Origin of the sequence: Streptococcus cristatus, from assembly GCF_001578775.1 — a bacterium.
Classification (GTDB): domain Bacteria; phylum Bacillota; class Bacilli; order Lactobacillales; family Streptococcaceae; genus Streptococcus; species Streptococcus cristatus_A.
The window spans coordinates 737,914-758,878 of record NZ_KQ969062.1 but is presented as its reverse complement, the minus strand read 5'-3'; the positions used below and the strand labels follow the sequence as shown (position 1 = coordinate 758,878).

At 40.9% G+C, this 20,965-nt stretch carries 16 protein-coding genes, 3 pseudogenes and 1 other annotated feature; of the genes and pseudogenes, 1 reads left to right on the top strand and 18 read right to left on the bottom strand.

The window, feature by feature from the left end:
• Positions 1 to 142 precede the first annotated feature (142 nt).
• The 3 genes and pseudogenes from SCRDD08_RS03815 to SCRDD08_RS03805 all read right to left on the bottom strand — a co-directional run.
• Positions 143 to 1,366: a glycosyltransferase gene (locus tag SCRDD08_RS03815; RefSeq protein WP_061422506.1), complete on the bottom strand. Its 1,224-nt coding sequence runs from the start codon at positions 1,364 to 1,366 to the stop codon at positions 143 to 145.
• A 357-nt stretch (positions 1,367 to 1,723) separates the two neighbouring features.
• Positions 1,724 to 2,521: a pyruvate formate-lyase-activating protein gene (gene pflA / locus SCRDD08_RS03810; RefSeq protein ID WP_061422505.1), complete on the bottom strand. Its 798-nt coding sequence runs from the start codon at positions 2,519 to 2,521 to the stop codon at positions 1,724 to 1,726.
• A gap of 378 nt (positions 2,522 to 2,899) precedes the next feature.
• Positions 2,900 to 3,574: pseudogene (locus tag SCRDD08_RS03805) on the bottom strand (alpha-amylase family glycosyl hydrolase); the annotation flags it as partial.
• Here SCRDD08_RS03805 and treR point away from each other — a divergent pair.
• Positions 3,569 to 4,120: pseudogene (gene treR, locus SCRDD08_RS03800) on the top strand (trehalose operon repressor); the annotation flags it as partial. The pseudogenes SCRDD08_RS03805 and treR overlap by 6 nt on opposite strands.
• 354 nt (positions 4,121 to 4,474) lie before the next feature.
• Here the strand turns inward: treR and SCRDD08_RS03795 are convergent.
• The 15 genes and pseudogenes from SCRDD08_RS03795 to SCRDD08_RS03725 form a co-directional block, all read right to left on the bottom strand.
• Positions 4,475 to 5,815 carry a hemolysin family protein gene (locus tag SCRDD08_RS03795; protein WP_061422504.1) on the bottom strand — a complete coding sequence of 447 codons (1,341 nt, stop codon included), beginning with the start codon at positions 5,813 to 5,815 and terminating at the stop codon, positions 4,475 to 4,477.
• A gap of 90 nt (positions 5,816 to 5,905) precedes the next feature.
• Entirely contained in the window at positions 5,906 to 7,552 is a 1,647-nt protein-coding gene (locus SCRDD08_RS03790) for a phosphoenolpyruvate carboxykinase (ATP) (RefSeq protein WP_061422503.1), read from the bottom strand.
• 96 nt (positions 7,553 to 7,648) lie between these two features.
• Positions 7,649 to 8,773, bottom strand: coding sequence for an AI-2E family transporter (locus tag SCRDD08_RS03785; RefSeq protein WP_061422502.1), 1,125 nt, complete (start codon positions 8,771 to 8,773; stop codon positions 7,649 to 7,651).
• Between the two features lie 272 nt (positions 8,774 to 9,045).
• Positions 9,046 to 9,348 carry a DUF1827 family protein gene (locus SCRDD08_RS03780; RefSeq protein WP_061422501.1) on the bottom strand — a complete coding sequence of 101 codons (303 nt, stop codon included), beginning with the start codon at positions 9,346 to 9,348 and terminating at the stop codon, positions 9,046 to 9,048.
• Between the two features lie 98 nt (positions 9,349 to 9,446).
• Positions 9,447 to 9,899, bottom strand: coding sequence for an NUDIX domain-containing protein (locus tag SCRDD08_RS03775; protein WP_061422500.1), 453 nt, complete (start codon positions 9,897 to 9,899; stop codon positions 9,447 to 9,449).
• A gap of 193 nt (positions 9,900 to 10,092) precedes the next feature.
• The gene (ileS, locus tag SCRDD08_RS03770) at positions 10,093 to 12,885 is read right to left on the bottom strand and encodes an isoleucine--tRNA ligase (protein WP_061422499.1); all 2,793 of its coding nucleotides are present in this window, start codon (positions 12,883 to 12,885) and stop codon (positions 10,093 to 10,095) included.
• 52 nt (positions 12,886 to 12,937) lie between these two features.
• Positions 12,938 to 13,141: a binding site (T-box leader), on the bottom strand.
• A complete protein-coding gene (locus SCRDD08_RS03765; protein WP_061422498.1) occupies positions 13,138 to 13,923 on the bottom strand; it encodes a DivIVA domain-containing protein in 786 nt (261 codons plus the stop codon). It overlaps the preceding feature by 4 nt.
• Before the next feature lie 9 nt (positions 13,924 to 13,932).
• Entirely contained in the window at positions 13,933 to 14,718 is a 786-nt protein-coding gene (locus tag SCRDD08_RS03760; RefSeq protein ID WP_061422497.1) for a YlmH family RNA-binding protein, read from the bottom strand.
• Positions 14,712 to 14,987, bottom strand: a complete 276-nt coding sequence (locus tag SCRDD08_RS03755) for a YggT family protein (RefSeq protein ID WP_061422496.1) — start codon at positions 14,985 to 14,987, stop codon at positions 14,712 to 14,714. Before SCRDD08_RS03755 ends, SCRDD08_RS03760 begins: the two co-directional genes overlap by 7 nt.
• Positions 14,988 to 14,990: 3 nt before the next feature.
• Positions 14,991 to 15,359 (bottom strand): annotated as a pseudogene (locus tag SCRDD08_RS03750) (cell division protein SepF); the annotation flags it as partial.
• 207 nt (positions 15,360 to 15,566) lie between these two features.
• Entirely contained in the window at positions 15,567 to 16,238 is a 672-nt protein-coding gene (locus tag SCRDD08_RS03745; RefSeq protein ID WP_061422494.1) for a YggS family pyridoxal phosphate-dependent enzyme, read from the bottom strand.
• A 4-nt stretch (positions 16,239 to 16,242) separates the two neighbouring features.
• Positions 16,243 to 17,508 (bottom strand): cell division protein FtsZ, encoded by a 1,266-nt coding sequence (ftsZ, locus tag SCRDD08_RS03740; RefSeq protein WP_061422493.1) that lies wholly within the window; start codon positions 17,506 to 17,508, stop codon positions 16,243 to 16,245.
• 16 nt (positions 17,509 to 17,524) lie between these two features.
• A complete protein-coding gene (gene ftsA, locus SCRDD08_RS03735) occupies positions 17,525 to 18,889 on the bottom strand; it encodes a cell division protein FtsA (protein ID WP_061422492.1) in 1,365 nt (454 codons plus the stop codon).
• A gap of 123 nt (positions 18,890 to 19,012) precedes the next feature.
• Positions 19,013 to 20,164, bottom strand: a complete 1,152-nt coding sequence (locus tag SCRDD08_RS03730; RefSeq protein WP_061422491.1) for a cell division protein FtsQ/DivIB — start codon at positions 20,162 to 20,164, stop codon at positions 19,013 to 19,015.
• Positions 20,161 to 20,965 (bottom strand): glycosyltransferase (locus SCRDD08_RS03725; RefSeq protein ID WP_061423259.1); only part of this gene is annotated, 805 nt, incomplete at its 5' end. The genes SCRDD08_RS03725 and SCRDD08_RS03730, both read right to left, overlap by 4 nt.

Genomic DNA, 20,965 nt, shown 5'->3' with positions numbered 1-20,965 from the left:
ACTTGCCCAGAGCCCTCTTTTCATACATAAACTTGTCTTTTAAGTCAAAGACTTAAGAAAGCAAGCCCATTCCATAGAATTATAGATAAGGAATCAACTTGCTTTCTCTATTTTGATTACAAAATGTGGGGCAGTTCGTCATTTAATTAAAATCTGATCGAATTTTTTCCACCATTTCTTGATAATTCTCATGTGAGAATACTTGCTCTGAAACCCCTTCTGTTTGTACATTATCAAAGGCATAAACAGGCTTACCAGACTCTTGAAACTCCCTAATTACAGTATCGAATTTCTGATCATGATTGATATCAAGATAAATGTCGCTGCTCGCCAGTAAATCTCTCAAAGGATATGGCAAAATTGCAGGGTGCAAGCGAACATTTTCATAAGCCATCAGTTTGAGTAACTTATCAGACATCTGTGTGTAGGCAGCAATATGAAATAGACAGTTTGGTAATGCACTCGCCAAATCTTCAATTCCCTCTAGCCTATCTGAGTTTGTCAAGGTTACACAGTGGAGAGCAAAGCCTTCATCCCTCTGTTTAATAGCTTTCTCGACATCAAATTCATCTGTCTCAATAATTGTAGACCAATCAAGAGAATTGTAAAACCACCATACTTCACGCAGACGCATGTTGGAAACAGTGTTCCATGGTTTTTGACCAGAAATATAATGCAAAACAGCAGGCAGTGGAGAGAGTGGGATTTCGAAAATCCAGTCATGCTTATCTAGCGCAGCTCCCAAATCAAAGCCGATTTGAAAATTGTAAGTATCTTCCAAATCAAGTTTTTTGCTCTCAAACATCAAATTCAAGATAGACTGATCACCTTCAGTAACATTGGCTAACTCTCGATCTGTCAACTCGACCAATTGCTGAGCCATGTTTTCTTCACGCCAACGCTTATTATTGATGAGCATCATTCCAGAATTAAAGCCCAAGCCTACTCCATATGTCGCGCGAGTCGTTGCTACATAATAATCCTCCAGATCTATCTCAAAAAGATGGTCCAGATTTCGTGTTACAACAATATCACAATCTAAATATAAAACTTTATCTGCCGCAACGTAATTCGGTATAAAATAGCGCCCGTAAGCCATGTAGTTGATGTGAGCATAAGTTCCAGCTTCCCATTTTGATTTCACCTGATCATCAATCTGATCATTGAATAATTTCACATCGTTCAACTGACTGCCAGCTGCTTGTACCTTACGACGCGTATAGTAAAACCATTCTTGAGGAATATCCTGATTGAAAACATAAATATCTAGATTTTTATGATGACAGCAAAGAGATTTTATTGTTGTTTCAATCTGTCTGATATACCCATAATCTCCCGAAACCACAACTGCTTTTTTCTTTTCCAAAACACTACTCCCACTACGCTTATTCTATTCTCTAAAAAAATCGCTATTAAGCCTTATTATACCATAAATTCCCCCTTTATTCAAACACCTTCTTGAAAGCTAGACCTAACTTTTCTAGCCTTACAATAGAGATAAAAACTAGGCACAAAAAGAAGAAAACTTGATATAAGACTTCTAATATATCTATCCTTTTAAAATCAGACAGCCACTACCTGCAATGTACTAAAATGTGTACTTTCATGCTATCAAATCTTATAAAAACAAGATCAGATTCGGCCATACCGGAGGATTAGCAGGTATTTTATTAAGAAAAATGGACTGGTTTCTCTCCAGTCCATTTCCCCCTACTTACATCACTTAGTTATTATGCACCCGATTCATGTACTCGGTATAGGACTCAGTCTGCATCAGTTCCTTGGCATTTTTAACCCGGTCCGCTGTTGGCGGCTTGACCCCTTCAAGAGAATAAGGTATGCCCAGCTCCCGCCACTTAAATTCTCCCATGGTATGGTAAGGCAGAATTTCAAATTTATCAACGTTTTTCAGTGTTTTGACGAACTTGCCCAATTCTATCAAATCATCATCCCGGTCCGTCAGCCCCGGTACCAGAACGTGCCGAATCCACACTGGCTTTCCAATATCTGAGAGATATTTTGCACAGGCCAAGATGTTTTTATTGGTCTGGGTAGTCACGATCCTATGCTGCGCCTCATTAATTTCCTTGATATCCAGCAAGACCAAATCCGTCACCGCCATCAGTTTATTAAACTTTTCTAGATAACGAGGCGTATTTCTAAAAGGCAGGGCGCAAGTATCCAGCGTACAATGAATCCCCAGCTCTTTAGCCTTGGTAAAGAAAGCAATCAAAAAGTCAATCTGTAGAAGTGCTTCTCCCCCGCTGACGGTAATACCCCCTTTATTACCCCAGAAACCTTTGTAACGAAGGGCTTCTTGTAGGATATCATCCACAGTCCGCAGTTGAGACTTGTTGGTCTCCATCTCCCAAGTATCTGGATTGTGGCAATATTGACAACGCATATGACAGCCCTGCAAAAAGACTATGAAGCGGATACCTGGTCCATCCACTGCTCCAAAACTCTCCGTAGAGTGCACCATTCCTGTTACTTTCCCATAATCAATCGCTTCTTCAACCATAATAATCCTCTTGTACCTGAAAACGTTTTACTATAACTACATTATACCACGATTCGAGTGAAAATAGATAGATTCTGCCTATTTTTTAGAAAATAAACTGTTTTTCAGTTTCATTTTCATTGTGTTACAACAGATAAAGTCTTCCATTTTTCTTAAAATTGCCTCTCTCCGTTTCCAGCTTTCTCCATAAAAAAAGCCGCCCTAGAGGGCGACCTTTTCGGAGATTGTTATGAAAAAAAGGTGCGGAACTATAGCTATAACAGCTGCTCATCTGTTAAACTAAAGGACTCCTTCTATCAAATAAAGTTAAGAGGTCTTCATTTGATGCTTCTAGTATACTGCACCATACTTAAAAGAAGCTTAAGCTGATTTTAATCATTATTTTACTAGAATAGCTAACGTTTCATAGGGTTTCAAGGTCATGGTCGCAGCTACTGCTGTCTCCTCGTAATTTGAAATCAGCACCTGGCCATTTTGATAGTCTGGTAGGATGTCCAAGGTAATAGGATCAGCATAAAAGTTGTTAAGGACTAAAAGCTTTTGTCCTTGCCACTCCCGCTCAAAGGCATAGACCTGAGGACTGTCCTCATAGGCTGGCTGATAGCTGCCCTCTGCGATGATAGGTAGTTCCTTACGCAGGGCAATCAATTTCTGATAAAAGGTAAAAATCGGACCCTTGATTTCATTTTCCACATTGATGAGAGGATAGGATTTGCCCGCCTTCAGCCATGGAGTTCCTGTTGTAAAACCTGCATTGACTGAATCATCCCACTGCATAGGCGTCCGAGAATTATCACGAGATTTAGCCTTGATAATCCTGAAGGCTGATTCTGGCGATTGACCTTCAGCAAGCAGGCTCTGGTAAGCATTGAGAGACTCGACATCCACATAGTCTTCCATGGAGTCGTAGTTAGGATCCACCATGCCAATCTCCTCACCCATGTAGATATAAGGCGTCCCGCGCGACAGATGAATACTGGCTGCCAGCATGGTCGCTCCTTCGTTGCGGAAATTCTCTACATCGACGAAGCGGTTGAGAGCTCGCGTTTGATCGAAAAAGTGCGGGGGCAGGGCTCCAAAGTCGTCAAACAAGAACAACTAGACCTCCCTGTTTCCAACTTAACCAGTTATCAAGAATTAGTGGCACAGCATCAGCTTCAGTCCAAGACCAATGTCATCAGCCTTGATAAAATCACAGTAGATAAAAAGCTCTCAAAAACAACCGGATTTCCAGAGTACCGCTTGGTTTGGCGTATTGTCCGGCAGCGAGTGGTCGACAACATTGCTTCTGTCTTGGATATTGACTATCTAGATAAAAGCTTGGTGCCAGATCTGACCAGAGAAATCGGGGAACATTCTATCTATGCCTACTTAGAAGAAACCTTAAAGCTTAACATTGCCTATGCCAGAAAAGAAATTACCATCGATCATGTTAGTGACCAAGACCAGATCCTTCTGGACATCGGCCGAGACCAACATGTCGTTTCCATTAAATCTCAGGTCTATCTAGCTGATGGCCGCCAGTTTCAATACACGGAGAGCCGGCACAAACTAGATAAATTTCGCTTTGTGGACTTTGCTACTCGGCAGAAAGAATGAAGTCGATGATTCAGCGAGCATAAAAAATCTCCTCTGCCAGCTAAAATCTAGCGAGCAGAGGAGTTTTCCTGTTCTTTGGTTTGTTGTTTAGTTTTATACGTTTTTTATATTTAGGAGATGATATGAAAAATTTATGAAATGTTGATACGAGAATCTATTTCTTGCTTCTATTGCTAGTACTGGTTAGGCTGCTTCGTTTAACTTGGAGCGAATGAATGATTTCTGATAGGTTACTTTTACTTTATATGTCATTGGACTGTCCTCATTTCTTATTTGTTGAGACTAGTATAAGACTTTCAGCTTAAGCATTCCTTATAAAAATCTTGCGGAAAACTTAAAACAAAAGAAGCTGAATTATTTTTCAGCTTCTTCATCTTCTTCAATCATTTCAGATATTTCCACTTTCACCTTAGTGACACGGCCATTTTTAACCTTGTCATTGGTCAAAATCAGTTTTTTATTCTGGCTTTCCACTTCATAGCTGAGCCGCTCTGTTGGATTCGGAATGGTTCCAACACCAGTCAGATAATAACCAGCAATAGTATCCACATCATCACTATCGATTTCAACTTCAAAATATTCATTAAAGTCATTGAGGGTCATCGTTCCTAAAACAATGTAGGTGTTCTCACCGATTTCATGAACCTCGATAGCAACCTTGTCTGTTTCATCTTCGATTTCGCCGACGATTTCTTCCAACAAGTCTTCGAGCGTCACGAGACCTGCCATACCACCATACTCATCCAGCAGAATCGCCATTTGATTTTGGGTATTCCGGAGAGATTTGAGCAAATCATCCACAAAAATCGTTTCAGGGACAAAGAGTGGCTCTTGCAGAATCTTGCGGAGGTTTAGATTGTCGAATCCATTAGCGAAGGCTTCATTTAGCAAGCGCTTGGTATGAATCAAACCGATCACATTGTCCTTGTCTCCATCATAGACAGGAATTCGTGAGAAATTTTGCTTGAGGATACTTTCAATGATTTCCTTGGTGTCATCCTGAATATCAACCATAAAGGCATCTGTCCGCGGCACCATTAGTTCACGCGCCATCATTTCATCCAGCGAGAAAATCCCCTGTAGCATTTCGATTTCATCTGCATCCAGCGTCTCCTCACTATTAGTCAGCATGTACTCAATCTCATCTCGAGTCATTTTTTCATCTGCATCATCAAACTTCATCGGCGTCATCTGACTGAGAAGGTTGGTAGAGGCTGAAAGCAACCAGACAAACGGACTGACAATTTTCCCGAGGAAGATAATCACTGGCGCTGTCCGAATAGCCAAACTATCCTTAAGATTCATAGCGATTCTCTTAGGATAAAGCTCCCCCAAAACAATGGAAATATAAGTCAAGAGAGCAAGGGCCAAGAAACTAGCAACTGCATGTGCCGTCTTGGAATCACCCATCCAAGAAGCAAAGATTTTCCCTAGATTATCCGCGAAGCTTGCCCCCGACAGGATATTGATGACGGTGATACCGACCTGAATCGTTGACAGAAAGTTATTGGGACTTTCAAGAACTTTTAATAAACGAACGTATTTGGCATCGCCTTCCTCGGCTTTTTGCTCGACGCGAGCTCGATTGAGTGATACCATCGCCATCTCAGAAGCTGAGAAAAAGGCATTTAGTAAGGTTAAAACAAATAGCAGTATTGCTTGCAATAAAATACTCTGACTGCCAGGGTCTTCCATGGATTCTTCTCCTAAAAATTATAATCAACTTTGATTATAACATATTTTGGGGATTCGTGCACAAGGATTTATTAGAAAGCGTTTTGCAGACTAATCTTCTAAGTCCTGCAAGACTTTTTCTAGCCGAGAAATAGCTCCAACAGGCAGGGCTGTCTTGGGATATTTCTGATTAAAGGCCAATAGGAAGTTTAAACGAACCTGCATTCTTTCACGAATGAGCTGTCTGTACTTTTCGTCAAAGTTTGGAACAGCATAACCCTTATAATCCAGATATTCAAAACCTTCCAAAGGACCAAAAGGCTTAAATTGAGCCCTTCCTTCTACAATCTGCTCAATAATATCTAAAGATACTTCCTTTGAGATACCTTTACCCATATAAAAGCCAGTATTGATAATGTAGCAAGCGACCCCTGACTCAAATAAATGACGGAATTTCCGATAATCTTCCACCAGTGGATAAACGCGGAAAGGATTGGCATAAGGCTCAATAACCAAGTCTTCATGCAAGCCAGTGACATTCTCAGCATTGGAACGCTTGGTCATCAGAGTGCAGCCCATTGTTGAAGCCATCAGCGGATCATTGATCTTAACCAGAGGCGGCAGAGAGTCATCTTTCATAATCCAGAAGATAGCATTGATAGGCTCATCAATTCTGTCTACGCGATTTGGAGTCGCAAAACGCGATTTGACAGTCCGTCCATTCCCGTTACGGATGTCCTCCGTTACTAGCTTTTTCCGCCCGTTTTCATCTAGCGTCACTCCACAGTTCTGCACGGTGACAAAGAAATCCTGCTCACTATGGCCTGTAGGATAGTCATTGGTCTTGTCAAAATAAGACGGCTCGAGGGCAATAGAGGAGCCATCCTTGACCGAGATAATAAAAGCATCATCATGAAGAACCTTGATGTCATATTTATGGTCATGTTTGGCATGCGTCAATGTGGATTTCCCTGAACCGGATAGCCCAAAGAAAGATGCAACATAGTCTTCTTTATCCGTATTCTGCTTGAAAATTTTCAGACCTCCGTGGCAAGCAACATAGCCATTTCTAGCAGCCGTTCCCCACGCCAAAGTCAAGGTCGCTTTTTTCAGTTCTCCGAAATAGTTTAAGCCCAGAATAACGACGCAATTATGATTGGTATCAAAATAAACCAAACCTTCAGGATAGTCTGGATGCGTCCACTTGGGATCAAAAAAGACAAAGATATCATTTTCCTCGTACTTTTTAGAAGCTCGTAGGCGATTCTTAAATTCCTCATCCAAAATCTGGAAATTCAAGAGCCAAGAATAGAGATTATTGATTTCTTCCTGAGGAACCATTAGATGGGCGCAAACCATGAAGTCCTCATCCAGCCCCACGACTGCATCTGCCTTATAAAAGTTCCTCTGATGTGCCTGATAAACAGCACTACGAACCAGAAACAGCAAGTGCTCATCTTCCTGACTATCTCTGCCATAAATTCGTCTAGCCTTAGCAGTTCGGCCGACAACAGCCCCCGAGTTAGTTAATAAAACGCGGGCATAAGAAGGAAGTCCCAGCTCTTTAGTATGAATCACGGGCATGTCCAGCACAACCGTTCCAGCAGCTACCGAGGCCAGTTGATAGGCCTCTTCTACAGTCTTGATTGCCTGAACCTGATTCTCATAAAAGGCTGTCTCTACAATGGTCTTCAAGGGCGAAAAATAAGAAGAATCTTTTCTTATTTCTTGCGGAGAAAATTTACGACGTGTTACCATAACGATACCTCCTTTATGCTATTACTATTATTTTAGCATAAATATCCAATGATGGACCATAAAAATGCAGTAAAAAAGAGAAAGGCGAGCTTTCTCCTATTTTTTTATAATACCAAATTCTTCATTCTTCTTTTGTTGCTGAGCTTCTTTGTGGTTATCATAAAGATTAGCGAGGAATTTCACAATTTCCTTGAGGATAGAGTAGGTCGGAATCGCTACAATCATGCCCATAATACCATAGATATTACTAGACAGAAGCAAGAGAACCATAATCGTAATGGGATGCACTTTCATAACACTCCCAACAATACGAGGATAGAGGATATTCCCATCAATCTGCTGGATAATCAACATATAGATTAAGGCTGCCAGCATTTTATGAGGATCGGTAAAAAAGTAGGTAATCAGCATGGGAATCAAGCCGATACTAGGGCCCACATAAGGGATCAAGTTAGCTAAAGCCGAGAAAATAGCAAATACTAAGGCATACTTGAGTCCAATGACACTGTAACCAATATAAGCTAAGGTGCCAATCAGCAAGGCATCTATCGAAATACCACTGATATAACGAGCAACGGTCGCATTGAGATTGGTCAAAAGACTAGATATATTGAGCTTATCGCGCTTGAGAACGGTCCGCTCCAACATTGGTAGGAGCTTGTGCCCATCCATCAGGAAGTAGACCAAAAAAATCGGCGTCATGATGAGAATCATGAGGGTATTGATGACAGCAGACACTACGCTACCCAGACTATTGGTAACACTATTTAGAATATTTTGCAGAATATCTACATAGGACAGGTTGAGTTGCTGGATAGTAGACTGAATATTTAAACTCTTAAATAAAGGATTTTTGGATAATTGATTGACAAAACTCTGAATTTCCCAATAGAGATTTTGCGTCGAATTGATCAAGCTGGACAGCTGGTTAATCAAAATTGGCAAAAGGTAGATTACTCCGACTGTCACTAGGCCAAAGAGTAGGAAAAGAGTGATTAAAATCCCGAAAATTCGATTGATTTTCAACCTTTTTTCGAGCAGTGTCACCAGAGGATTTGTAATATAGTAGAGAAATCCTCCCATAACAAAAGGAATTAAAATCGTATTGATAACGCTCACCACTGGCGTAATCATATCTCCCATCTGGCGCCAGATGAAAAAGATAATCGTCAGCAGCAAGACTTCACTGGTCCAAAACATTAACTTACTTTTATGAAACATCTTTACTCTCCTCCAAGTTATTTTACCATAATTTATCCTAAAATAAAGGTGATTTTATAAAATCAAGTAGAAAAACGAAAACATTATTAGGTTCGAAGAATCTGGCTAGTCAGAAAAGATCTCGCCATCAAAATCTAAATCAGACAAATAAAAAATCACCTGAAAGCAAGAGCTGAAAAGCACAGTTTTTCAAGTGATTTTTGATATCACTTCCATCAGGAAGCAGATGATCAATTGATAATGCTATAAAAGTTTAAAATCTTAAGCAAATATTAGCCCTTAATCGGGATTGAAATCTCAATCAAACTATTAGCATAGATCGTCCGAATGGCAGAGGCGTCAATATTCTTTTGGTCAATTTTTCGTTTCAAAAAGAATTCTCTAATTTTTTCAATTTCTTGCTCTCTGATTGCGCGATGCTTATTTGAAATGAGAATTTCGTAATGGCTAGGGGACTCTGTGAAAACAACATCACTATTGCCTGCAGAATAGATTTCTACAAGCGTTGCATCTGTATTTTCCAATTGATTTTTCACCAATTCTGCATGGCTATTTGTCGTATTTATAAGCTTCATTCATTTGCCTCCTACCTTAAATCTCGCTATTATTATAACACGTTTTTCGGGAATTGTGAACGATTGCCTGTAATTTATATCATTTTAAATATAGCAGGTTAGTTATTCTGGTATTTGCGCTTCCACTGCTCAATTCCCCATTTATGGCTGCCACGTTTCAATTTTTCTATTGCAAGTTCGACAGGAAACCATGCTAGATTATTAAAGTCTTCCAGTGGCTTCTCCACTTCTTGATAAGAAAGGGCTTCGTAAATATAGGCAGGATTATAGAAATGCGTGTCCCGATGGCGAGAATAAAAATACTCGTCCGCCTGACCAAAGTAATCTCCTACTTGTATGCTAAAGCCAAGCTCTTCCAGCAATTCCCGCTCAAGAGTAGCCAGCTGGTTCTCTCCTTCTTCCATTTGTCCTCCAGGAAGAAACCACGCACCATTAGGTGCCTGTACCAAAATAATATTTTCTTTCTTTTCATCCGGAATCACTGCGTAAACTCCATAGCGCGTCACATACTCAACATTTTCCTCATGAACTCCAAAAACTGGATGGGTCATTATCTTTCCTCATTCCTTCTAATCTTTACTACTATCATAAATAACTTATACTAGCCTGTCAAGAGTTTGAACTTATTTTTTCAGCTTTCACAAGGAAGCTGAATTCCTTTGTTCTCAAGTAAAAAAGCCCGCCTCAGTTGAGACAGGACTTCTTCTACTAACCATCAGTCAAACCTATTCATGTTAGACTGGATTATTTTTCTTCAAATCCTTCTGCGACTGCGTCTACAAAGTTTTCTTCTACGATGCTTGCACAGTGGTCACAGATGACTGCATGGTAGCTACGTTCAGCAGTAGTTGGGTCGATACGACGGCAACGGTCACATACTTCACCTGCAGCGCGTTCAACTGTAAAGGCAACATCCTCAAAGCTAACTGCGCCTTCTGGAGCTGCACCTTCTTCGATGGTCAATTCTGACACGATCAAAAGTTGAGCTACATTGCTATCCACTGCTCCAAGGAGAGTTTTCACTACTTCATTTGGATAAACTGTCAAGTGTGCTTCAAGTGATTTACCGATCACTTTGGCATTACGGACTTCTTCCAAGGCTTTTTGAGCCTGTCCACGGAAGTCCATAAAGGCTGCCCAGGTATCCAAGATTTCTTCTTGGTTAGCAAATGTTTGAGCTTCTGGTAGTTCTGATAATTGAACGAAGTCTTCTGCTTCATGCTCTAGATAAGACCAGATTTCTTCCGCTGTGTGAGGCAGAATTGGTGTCAAGAGTTTCGTGATTTTGACAAGAATGTCATAGAAGACAGTCTGCATTTGACGGCGCTCAAGTGATTTGGCACCTTCGATGTAGACAACGTCTTTAGCGAAGTCAAGGTAGAAGGCTGACAAGTCAACGTTGATAAAGTTCACCAAGGCCTTGTAGATTGTCAAGAATTCAAAGTTTGCATAAGCATCACGAATAGTCTTGACAAGCTGGTTAAAGCGGATGGTCATGTACTTATCAACGGAACGAAGCTCATCGTAAACGACTGCATCCTGCGCTGGGTTAAAGTCAGAAGTGTTAGCAATCAAGAAACGAAGAGTGTTACGGATCTTACGGTAGGTTTCAGAGACTTGGCTCAAGATATCCATAGAGATACGCACGTCGTTGCTTGAATCAACACTTGTTACCCAGAGACGCAAGATTTCCGCACCAAATTGTTTTTCAACATCGCTTGGAGCAATGGTATTTCCAAGAGATTTAGACATCTTCTCACCTTTACCATCAAGGGCAAATCCTTGTGATAAGATTTGTTTGTAAGGAGCAACGCCATGGTTGGCAACAGATGTGATAAGTGATGAGTTGAACCAACCGCGGTACTGGTCAGAACCTTCAAGATAAAGGTCTGCTGGGTATTTGAGTTCTGGACGGTTGACCACCACTCCATTCCATGATGAACCTGAGTCAAACCAAACGTCCATGATGTCTGTTTCTTTCTTGAACTCGCCATTTGGTGAACCTGGATGCGTAAATCCTTCTGGCAAGAGATCTTTGGCATCACGTTCCCACCAGACAATAGAGCCGTGCTCTTCAAAGAGTTGAGCCACATGTTCGATGGTATCAGCTGTCATGATTGGTGTGCCGTCTTCTGCGTAGAAGATAGGAAGCGGAACTCCCCAGGCACGTTGACGAGAGATAACCCAGTCGCCACGGTCACGAATCATGTTGTAAAGACGCACTTTCCCCCATTCTGAGTGAAATTTCACTTTTTCAATTTCATCCAAGATTTCTTGGCGGAATTTAGATACAGAGGCGAACCACTGTGGCACTGCACGCCAGATGATTGGTTTTTTCGTACGCCAGTCAAATGGATATGAGTGAGAGATTTCTTCTTGGGCAAGAAGGAGGTTACCAAGTTTTTCGATAACAGTTGGAACCACCTTGTCATAAAATTGACCTGCAAAGTCAGGACCAGCATTTTCCATCATAATCCCGCGTTCGTTTACAGTTACAGCAACTTCTAGTCCATTAGCAACACCGACATTGTAGTCATCCTCACCAAAACCAGGCGCTGTATGGACGATACCTGTACCAGAGTCAGTCGTAACGTGGTCGCCAAGGATCACCAGCTCATCTACAGCCGTATCCCAAGGGTGGACTGTCACGATGTGGTTCAATTCTTGACCACGGTAAGTCGCTAAGACTTGAACATCAGCCCAACCAAATTTCTCAGACAAACTAGTCAACAACTCTGCAGCAACCACAAACTTACGAGCTTCACCAGAAGGTTGGACCAAAACGTAATCAATATCTGCTCCAACTGTCAATCCACGAGAAGCTGTGATGGTAAATGGCGTGGTTGTCCATACAACGATATAGGTATCCGTATCTAGCACACCTTTTCCGTCTTTGACGCGGTTAGCATAGTAAAGGGAAGTTGAAAGCAAATCATGGTACTCAATTTCCGCTTCAGCCAGGGCTGACTCAGAAGACCATGACCAGTAGACTGGCTTGGCACCACGGTAGATATAGCCTTTCTTAGCCATTTCACCGAAGACGCGGATTTGAGCTGCTTCATAGTCTGGAGTCAAGGTCACATAAGGATTTTCCCAGTCACCAGAAACACCCAAACGTTTAAAGTCTTCACGTTGTTTATCAACTTGAGAAAGAGCGTACTCACGGCAAAGTTTCAAGTACTCAACCAAATCCATTTCTTTGCGTTTAACACCTTGTTTTGCCAAGACTTGCTCGATTGGGAGACCATGAGTATCCCAACCTGGGATGTAAGGCGCATAAAATCCTGACATCGATTTTGAACGAACAATAATATCTTTAGAAATCTTGTTCATCGCGTGTCCAACGTGGATATTTCCGTTTGCATATGGAGGTCCATCATGCAAGGTGAAATGCGGTTTTCCTTGGTTCAATTCTTGACGACGTTGGTAAAGTTTAGCTTCATCCCATTCTTTTTGCCAGATTGGTTCTTTAGTAGGAAGTCCAGCACGCATTGGAAATGCAGTTTTCCCAAGATTCAGGGTTTCTTTGAGTTTCATTTAGTCTCCTTATTCCATCATAATTTTCAAAATAAAAAACCACAAACTTCTCCGAAAGGACGAAAATTCGTGGTACCACCTTTGTTTAGACAGGAAAAAGCCTGTCCCTCTTAGCCCGTAACGTAGGCGGACGTCGTTTCTTACTCGATTCAGAAACGATGAAGCAGAATGATAAGTCAAACAAAAGGGATTACAGGTCTTTCACCACCACCTGCTCGCTGAAAATATTTTATTTGCCTTGTGTTTCTGCACTTATAAAAGATCCACTTGAACTTTAGAATCTTCATCTAAATCTGAAAGTTCTCCAGATTCTAAAATTTCTTTCTGTTGTGCTTGGATCAGCTCTTCATCTATAGTCTGAAGAGTCTGTGTTTCTGCCAAATCTCGATTTGCTTGCTCAATTCGTTCTTGCAATTCAGCTAATTCTTCAGGTGAGAATTGGCGCGTAACATCTACTTCTTCCTCTAGCTCGACTTTTTCTCCAAGCGCTTCTTCAACCACTTCTTTAAAAGCTTCATCACTGGTTTGGAGATAGGCAGCAGTTGGGCGAAGGATATCTTCCCAATCTGGAGAGTCAACAATACTTAGTTGACTTTCAATTGTCGATTTGAGACGCTGATGGAAGACACGCGTTTTATTTTTCAATTCTTCTGTCTCAACAGCTACTCTTTTGGCGTTATCTGTAGCCTGACGAAGAATATCATTTGCCTTATACTTGGCCCTATCTAATAAACGTTGCGCATCTTGCTCTGCTTGCTGCACAATATTTCCTGAACGTTCTTGTGCTGCCTGTTTGACCCGCTCTGCTGTATCTTGTGCAATCAAAACAGATTGGCTGAGCGAGTCTTTCATTTCATCAAAATAAATTAAGCGTTCTTCAAGATTACGGATTTTTGCTTCTTTCTCACGATTCTCACGGATTAATTCCTCATAATCATTGACAATGATATCAAGAAATTCTTCAACTTCATCAATATCGTACCCTCTAAATCTGGTTGAAAAACCTTTATCTCTAATATCTAATGATGTTAGTGCCATGTTTCCTCCTTATTTACTAGGTAATAATTCAACTGTTAGTTTATGCTTCCCGTTTTTGGAAAAACCATTTTCTGTTAATATCTTAAATCTTCCATATTTCCTAACGCTAATCAAATCCCCCAGAGAGAGCTGTTGGCTAGGATTATCAATGGCTCTGTAGTTCTGCTTTACCTGCTTCCCCATGATTAGTTCCACAGCTTGACTACGTGATAACTTAAAGACTGTGGCTACCAGCTTATCCAATCTGAGACTAGAGACCAAAACATCTGTTGTTTTAGTCACCAGTGCGTCTTGTAACTGATCTTTGAAATCAACTCTTCTTAGCCGAACTGGAACTTTAGCTATTTTAGAAACATTCGTAATGAAATATTCTTCTAATCTTCTATCCACAAATACTTGTGCACGGTCATCCACAACGATAATATCGCCAAACGTCCGCCTCTCAATCCCTAGCTGATGCAAAAGAGTTCCCATAATTTGTGAATGAGTTACCTTGTAGAACTTACTTGCATAGGTAATCTCTAGCAAGACCACATCAAAATCTTCGAGTTCTAATTGATAATAGCTAGGTGCAATCAACACTTTAGCAAACTCACTTGGAAAATAATCTGAACTAGCAAATACCTGCACATCATATTGCTTACTCAAATTTTTGAGAATATTGACCTGATGAGGATTCAAAAAAGCAGTCGTCTCATAGCTATATTGATTTTCTACTCTTTGAAGCAATTCCATGCTTTTATCCAGAAAATCTTGATCATCCTGAGAAAAATGCTGATAGATATTGTTTACCATAGCAATAACAAGGAAGCGAGGAAGTGTAGAAATAAAGTATCAAGCACTCTCAAGGCAAAAAGTGCTGCCAGAACAGTAAAGTCTAATCTACCAAACTGCAAAGGCAACCTGCGGAACAAACGCAAAAATGGTTCAACCAGAGAACCGACAAGCCTTCCTAGGGCTGTTTGGTAAGCTCCAGGGAACCAAGACAAGAGTGCATAGACGAAGACGAGAAGGGAGTAAAGATCAATTAGATTAGAAACTAACTTTAAAATAAAGTAAATCATTAATTATCTGCTGCGTTTCATATCAAAATCGTATTCACTCAGATCCACATCGTTTGGAAGGCGAATATCTTCTACATTGACGACAACATTGATTGGAGTGAGCAAGTACATGGTACTAGCAACTTTTCTCAAGTTCCCAGCCAAAACATAGCGTGCCCCATCAAGATAATCCAAGCAACGTCTTGCTTGTACCTCTGTCATATATTGAAAATCAATTAAGATACTCTCATTCGCCACAAGTAAATCAACAACCTCTGTCGCTTCCTCATATTTTTTCGGATAGCGAACATCAATCGTAACCTTCTCACTAGATTTCACTCGATGCTGAGCCAGTTCTTGTTGGCGAGCATGCAATCTAGTAATATTTTCCGTTGTAGGCTTTTGTTGGACTTGTGAAGAAGCTGAACGAGTACGTGCGTTTTCCTTTGCCGATGCAGCCGGAACTGGCTCGATCTCTGCAGGCTTCAAAACAGAATCAGATTCATCTGAAGGCTGTACTGGTAAGTCAGACTTCTCCCCATCTTCTGTAAAGTATTCTATAAATTTATCAAATTTATCTTTAAATGACATAGTTCTTTCCTATTTAAAAAATGCTGTTCCGATTCTGACATAGGTTGAGCCGTTGGCAATCGCTTCTGGATAATCACGGCTCATTCCCATACTCAAATCAGAAAAGGGCATGTTTTTTAACTGTTTGCTTTGTAAGTTTTGTTGAAGCTGATGTGCCTCTGAAAAAATCTGATTCAGTTCTTGATGATCAGCTTCGAGTGGAGCCATGGTCATCAGGCCAACAATGCAAATGTTTTCTAAGGCTGCAAGCTCTGGTAAAACACTATCTAGTTCTTCAACTAAAAAACCGTGCTTGCTTTCTTCTTTTGAAATATTCACTTGCAAGAAACAATTAATCACATGATCTGCTCGCTTGTTGATTTCTTGAGCCAATTTGACAGAGTCTAAAGCATGGAAATAATCAACATGGTTAATCACATCTTTCACTTTTCTTCTCTGCAAACTACCAATCAAATGCCAGGTAAGGTTTTCTTCCTTTAAAACATGATATTTTTCAAGAAACTTATCTACTCGATTTTCTCCAATATGTTTGATTCCTGTATCCACGAGTTTTTTCGCTGTCCCACAGTCAACATATTTGGTAACCGCAATAATGTTTACGGAGTCCTTCAATCGATTTTCTTTTTCAACTATTTGAGCAACATTTTGAAAAATTAAATCTTTATTTGCTTGAAAATCCATTTAATTAGCGATTTCTAAAGAATGGCGGTGTTTCAAGTTCGTCATCTTCTTCCTTAATATCTGTAAAGCGCTCTACACGGCTAGAAGGCACTGGTTCTGCTTGACGAACGATTGATTCACGACGTAAATCCCAATCTCCAAAGGCTGAAGCTCTAGAAGTTTCTACAGTTGAGCGATGGGAAGGAGCTGGCATTTCTCTTGTTTCTGCCATATCGAAGTTTCGATCATAATGAGCAGATGATTGTGTTGAGCGTACTTGATTAGCTCGGTTCGCAGGTTTAACGCCTTGCAATCCACTTACCTTATCAACCTTATCTTCTTTAACACCTGTTGCAACAACAGTCACACGGATTTCATCCTTCATAGACTCATCAATAGAAGTACCAAGCCAGATGTTGACACCATGACCAGCTGCCTGATTAACGATTTCAGAAGCTTCTTCTGCTTCGATCAAGGTCATATCTAGGCCACCAGTAACGTTGACGATCACGTCTTCTGCACCGTCAATAGTTGTCTCAAGAAGTGGAGAGTAGATAGCTTTGCGAGCTGCTTCGATAACACGTTCTTCACCGCTTCCGATACCGATACCCATCAAAGCATTACCTTTGTTTTCCATAACAGTCTTCACGTCTGCAAAGTCAAGGTTGATCAAGCCAGGGCTAGTAATCAAATCAGTAATACCCTGAACCCCTTGGCGCAATACGTTATCAGCTTCACTCAAGGCTTCGAGAAGCGGAGTTTTCTTGTCAACAATTTCCAAAAGGTTGTTGTTTGAAATGATCAAAAGAGTATCTACATGTTCACGCAGTTCATTGATTCCTTCAACGGCAAAATTACCACGTTTGCTTCCTTCAAAGCCAAATGGACGTGTCACAACTGCTACAGTTAAGGCGCCTACTGATTTAGCAATGCGAGCAATAACTGGTGCAGCACCTGTACCAGAGCCACCACCCATACCAGCAGTGATAAAGACCATGTCTGCTCCTTGAAGGGCTTCTGTCAAAACTTCTTCGCTTTCTTCAGCTGCTTTACGACCAACCTCAGGTTGACCTCCAGCACCCAGACCACGAGTCAACTTAGGACCAAGCTGGATAACTGTTTCTGCTTTTGCACTGCTAAGTGCTTGCACATCTGTATTTGCTGCGATAAATTCTACGCCAGCAAGACCTTCATCGATCATTCGGTTAATAGCGTTTCCGCCGCCACCGCCGACACCAATTACTTTAATGACTGCGCCTTGTGCAGCAGCCGCATCAAATGAAAATGTCATAATCTATTTATTCTCCTTACTCAAACATATTACCAATTAAATTGCGCATCTTATCTGTAAGACTAGCTTTTGGTTCCTCTTGTGGTACTTCATTTCTAATAGGTGCAATTTCTGGTTCCACCTCTTGAACTGGTTGAACCGGTTCAACCGGCTGATGATCAAAGCGAGGTACTCTATGACTTGGACGTTCAAAGCTAGTTGCTTGATGACGCAACTGCTCGTCTCCACGAACAGCAGCTTGTGCAATTCGATCCACTTCGGTCAGATTGCCAGCATACTCTGAAAGACTAATCACGTGAGCAAAAGCTGGATTACGGATACCGATTTGATTTGGTACATATAATTTAGCGTGAACGCCAAATACTTCCTGAGCTAATTCTACAACGCCAGGCAAGATCGCTCCACCACCAACGATGACGATACCCCCAGGAAGATCTAACACGTGTCTTCTATCTAAGTCTTGCTTGATTTGTTCAAAAACATGTTTGATACGAGCAGAGATGATTTCAGCTAGATAGGTTTCTGTTATTTCAACCGGATTAACTTCCCCGATGACTTCAACTGGGAAAGATTCTGTGCCTGCAAATGGTACATAAGCTACACCATAGTTAAATTTCAAGCTTTCCGCTAATTTCTGAGAAGTTTTCAAGACTTTTGAAATGTCTTTTGTGACATAGTCGCCGCCTTCTTGATAGATATTGGTAAATTGTAATTCTTGATTTTTTACAGAAGCAACTGTAGTTTGTCCGCCCCCCATATCAATGACTGTCGCACCAAACTCCCGTTCTCCTTCGTTCAAGATGGATTTTGTCATCGCTAAAGGAGAAATGATAATATTCTCCAATTTCACTCCTGCACGCTCTACTGTTTTACGGAGATTATGCAGGATTGTACGAGGACCAGTGTAGAGTAGGCCGCGCATTTCTAGGCGAATCCCCATCATACCACGAGGATCACGGATCCCTTGGAAGCCATCAACAACAAACTCTTCTGGGATGAAGGTAATTACTTCACGGTCAGGAGTCATGCTCTTGGTCAAGGCAGATCTTACCACGCTCTCGACATCTTCATCGGTAATTTCTTTGGAGTCACTAGTCACAGGAATCATTCCTTGAGTTGGCTCAATTTGCAGTAAATTTGCAGGCAAGCCAACATTCACTAGTCCAATTGAAATCCCCGCTTTTTCCTCTGCTTGAGAAATTGCTGACTTAATAGCCGCTGCTGCTGCTTCAATATCGACAATAATCCCATCTTTAACGCCAGCACTCTTTGCATTGCTGACTCCAATAACATTCATTTCACCATTGATGTGCTCTGCCACCAACACTTTAATTGTGCTACTTCCTATATCTAATCCAGTAAAAAAGCCATCTCTAGCCATTACATCAGTCCTCTCTGTCTTCCACGTTTCCATTCTAATACAAATAACTCTAGAAAATAGGGTTATCCAAACTTTATTATATCATAAAAATATGAAATTGGCGCAGTTTTTTATCTATAATAATTAGTTATTTTCAGAAATCTCTGGCTTTTCTGCCTGAGATTGAGCAGAATGCTCGGTAGATTGCTCTGCATGTTGAGTTGAAGATTCTGTATCTTGCGCATCGTTGCTAGCTTCATGGATAGCTTCATTTTCTGTGCCTTGCGCGTAGCTAAAAATACCGGCCTCCATATCAACCACACTTGGCACTTCCAACTGAGGATGAATTCCTTCATAGTAAGGAAGTTTCTTAGCAATATGAGAAATAGGAACTAAAATTTGGTGTTCATCAGACATGGTAATAGTCACTAAATCCTCTGTCACCTTGCTAGGAGTTAAATCAACTTTTCTAATGCTCTTTTTGACTGAATCGGGAACATTCTTCAGTTGTTGAACGAATTCCTTGATCAAGCCTGCATCCGAAAAGGTCACATCCATCCGCTCTTCCGGCAAAGCATCAGCCGCAACCTCATTTTTTACGTATTCTCCACTGGTTAAAATAGGATAATACTTAGAATCTTTCTGCAAATAACCTAAAATGCCATATTCCTGAACATCGATTTTGAAAGTCAGCGGAAATTGATAGGTCATCTCTACATTTTCAATCCATGGGCTAGAAGCTTTCAGATTTTGCTCGTAATGATGGCGATTTTTGTAAACAGTAACAGTATAATCGCGCTGATCGATTTTGCTACTGCTTCTTAGCTCCTCCTGACTCACAACCTTGTTTCCAGTAAATTCAATGGTCTTCATAGTTGCAAGTGGCGTGAGGAAATAAAGAGAAGCTAAAAAGATTAGAGAACTTGTCACTAAAACTGGCAAAGCTCGATACCAGTGAATTTTCTCAATTGGAACTTTTGGAAGCTCAACCTGCTCTACTTCTTCTTCATCTTGCTCTTGATCCTGAGCTTCGGCTTCATCTTCTTCCTCACTTGTAGGAGAATCTGTGTCAATTTCTTCGGAGACTGCATCTTCTTCGTTAGAAGGCTCCTGATTTTCCAGTTCCACCTTCATTTCTTCTTTTTTCTGCTCTAGTTCAGCTCTTTTTTTCTCTAACTCAGCTTGCTTTTTTGCCTTTTCTTGAGCTTTTTTCTCAAGATACTCTTTGTTTCTGACTTGCCATTCAGAAAGAGAAAGTTGAGCCGTTTCTTGCTTGTCTTCCTTACTTTTTTTCATTTTTTCCCTTTGTTAATATCTTGCTTTAAAATTTCATAAAATTCATCTACTGATGTTAATTCAGGCGCTTCTTCCATTCGTTGATAGTAAGCATCCTTTTCTCTTAATAAATCGTCCACTGCTACTTGGAGATTGACCCGATTCAAGTTTTCTTCATTGATTTTAAGAGCATAGCCTTTTTCCAAGAAGTAATTGGCATTTTCAATCTGATCTCCTCGACTTGCCCCAAGCCCCAAAGGTACAATCACTTGCAACTTCTTCATAGCAAGTAATTCAAAGATGGTATTGGAACCACCTCTTGTCACGACGACATCTGCCATAGCCATTAGTGGCTGATACAGTTCTGTCACATAGGACACCCGGTAGATACGGTGAGAAAGCTCATCCAAACTAGCATCGCCTGTCAGATTGATAATATTATACTTTTCAATCAAGCGATCCTTATTTTTTGTAATAAAATCATTGAAAATTTTAGCGCCTCCTGAGCCACCGACAAAGAGCAAGGTAGGTTTTCCTTCTGTGAAATGAGCCTTTATTTTTTCAATCTCAGCTGGTTCTGTTTGAGGAAGGGCAGCAATCTTGGTCACCGCTCCAACATGTTCAGCTTTGCTCAGACCTTCAGCTTGCTCAAAAGTCGTGAACATCTTTGTCGCGCATTTATAACCGATTTTATTGGCCAAACCAAGCGACAAATCAGACTCATGGATAAAGACTGGAACGCCTGTCACCTTCGCCGCAATCACTGGCGGAACAGACACAAAGCCTCCTTTTGAAAATAGGGCTTTGGGACGGACTTTTAAC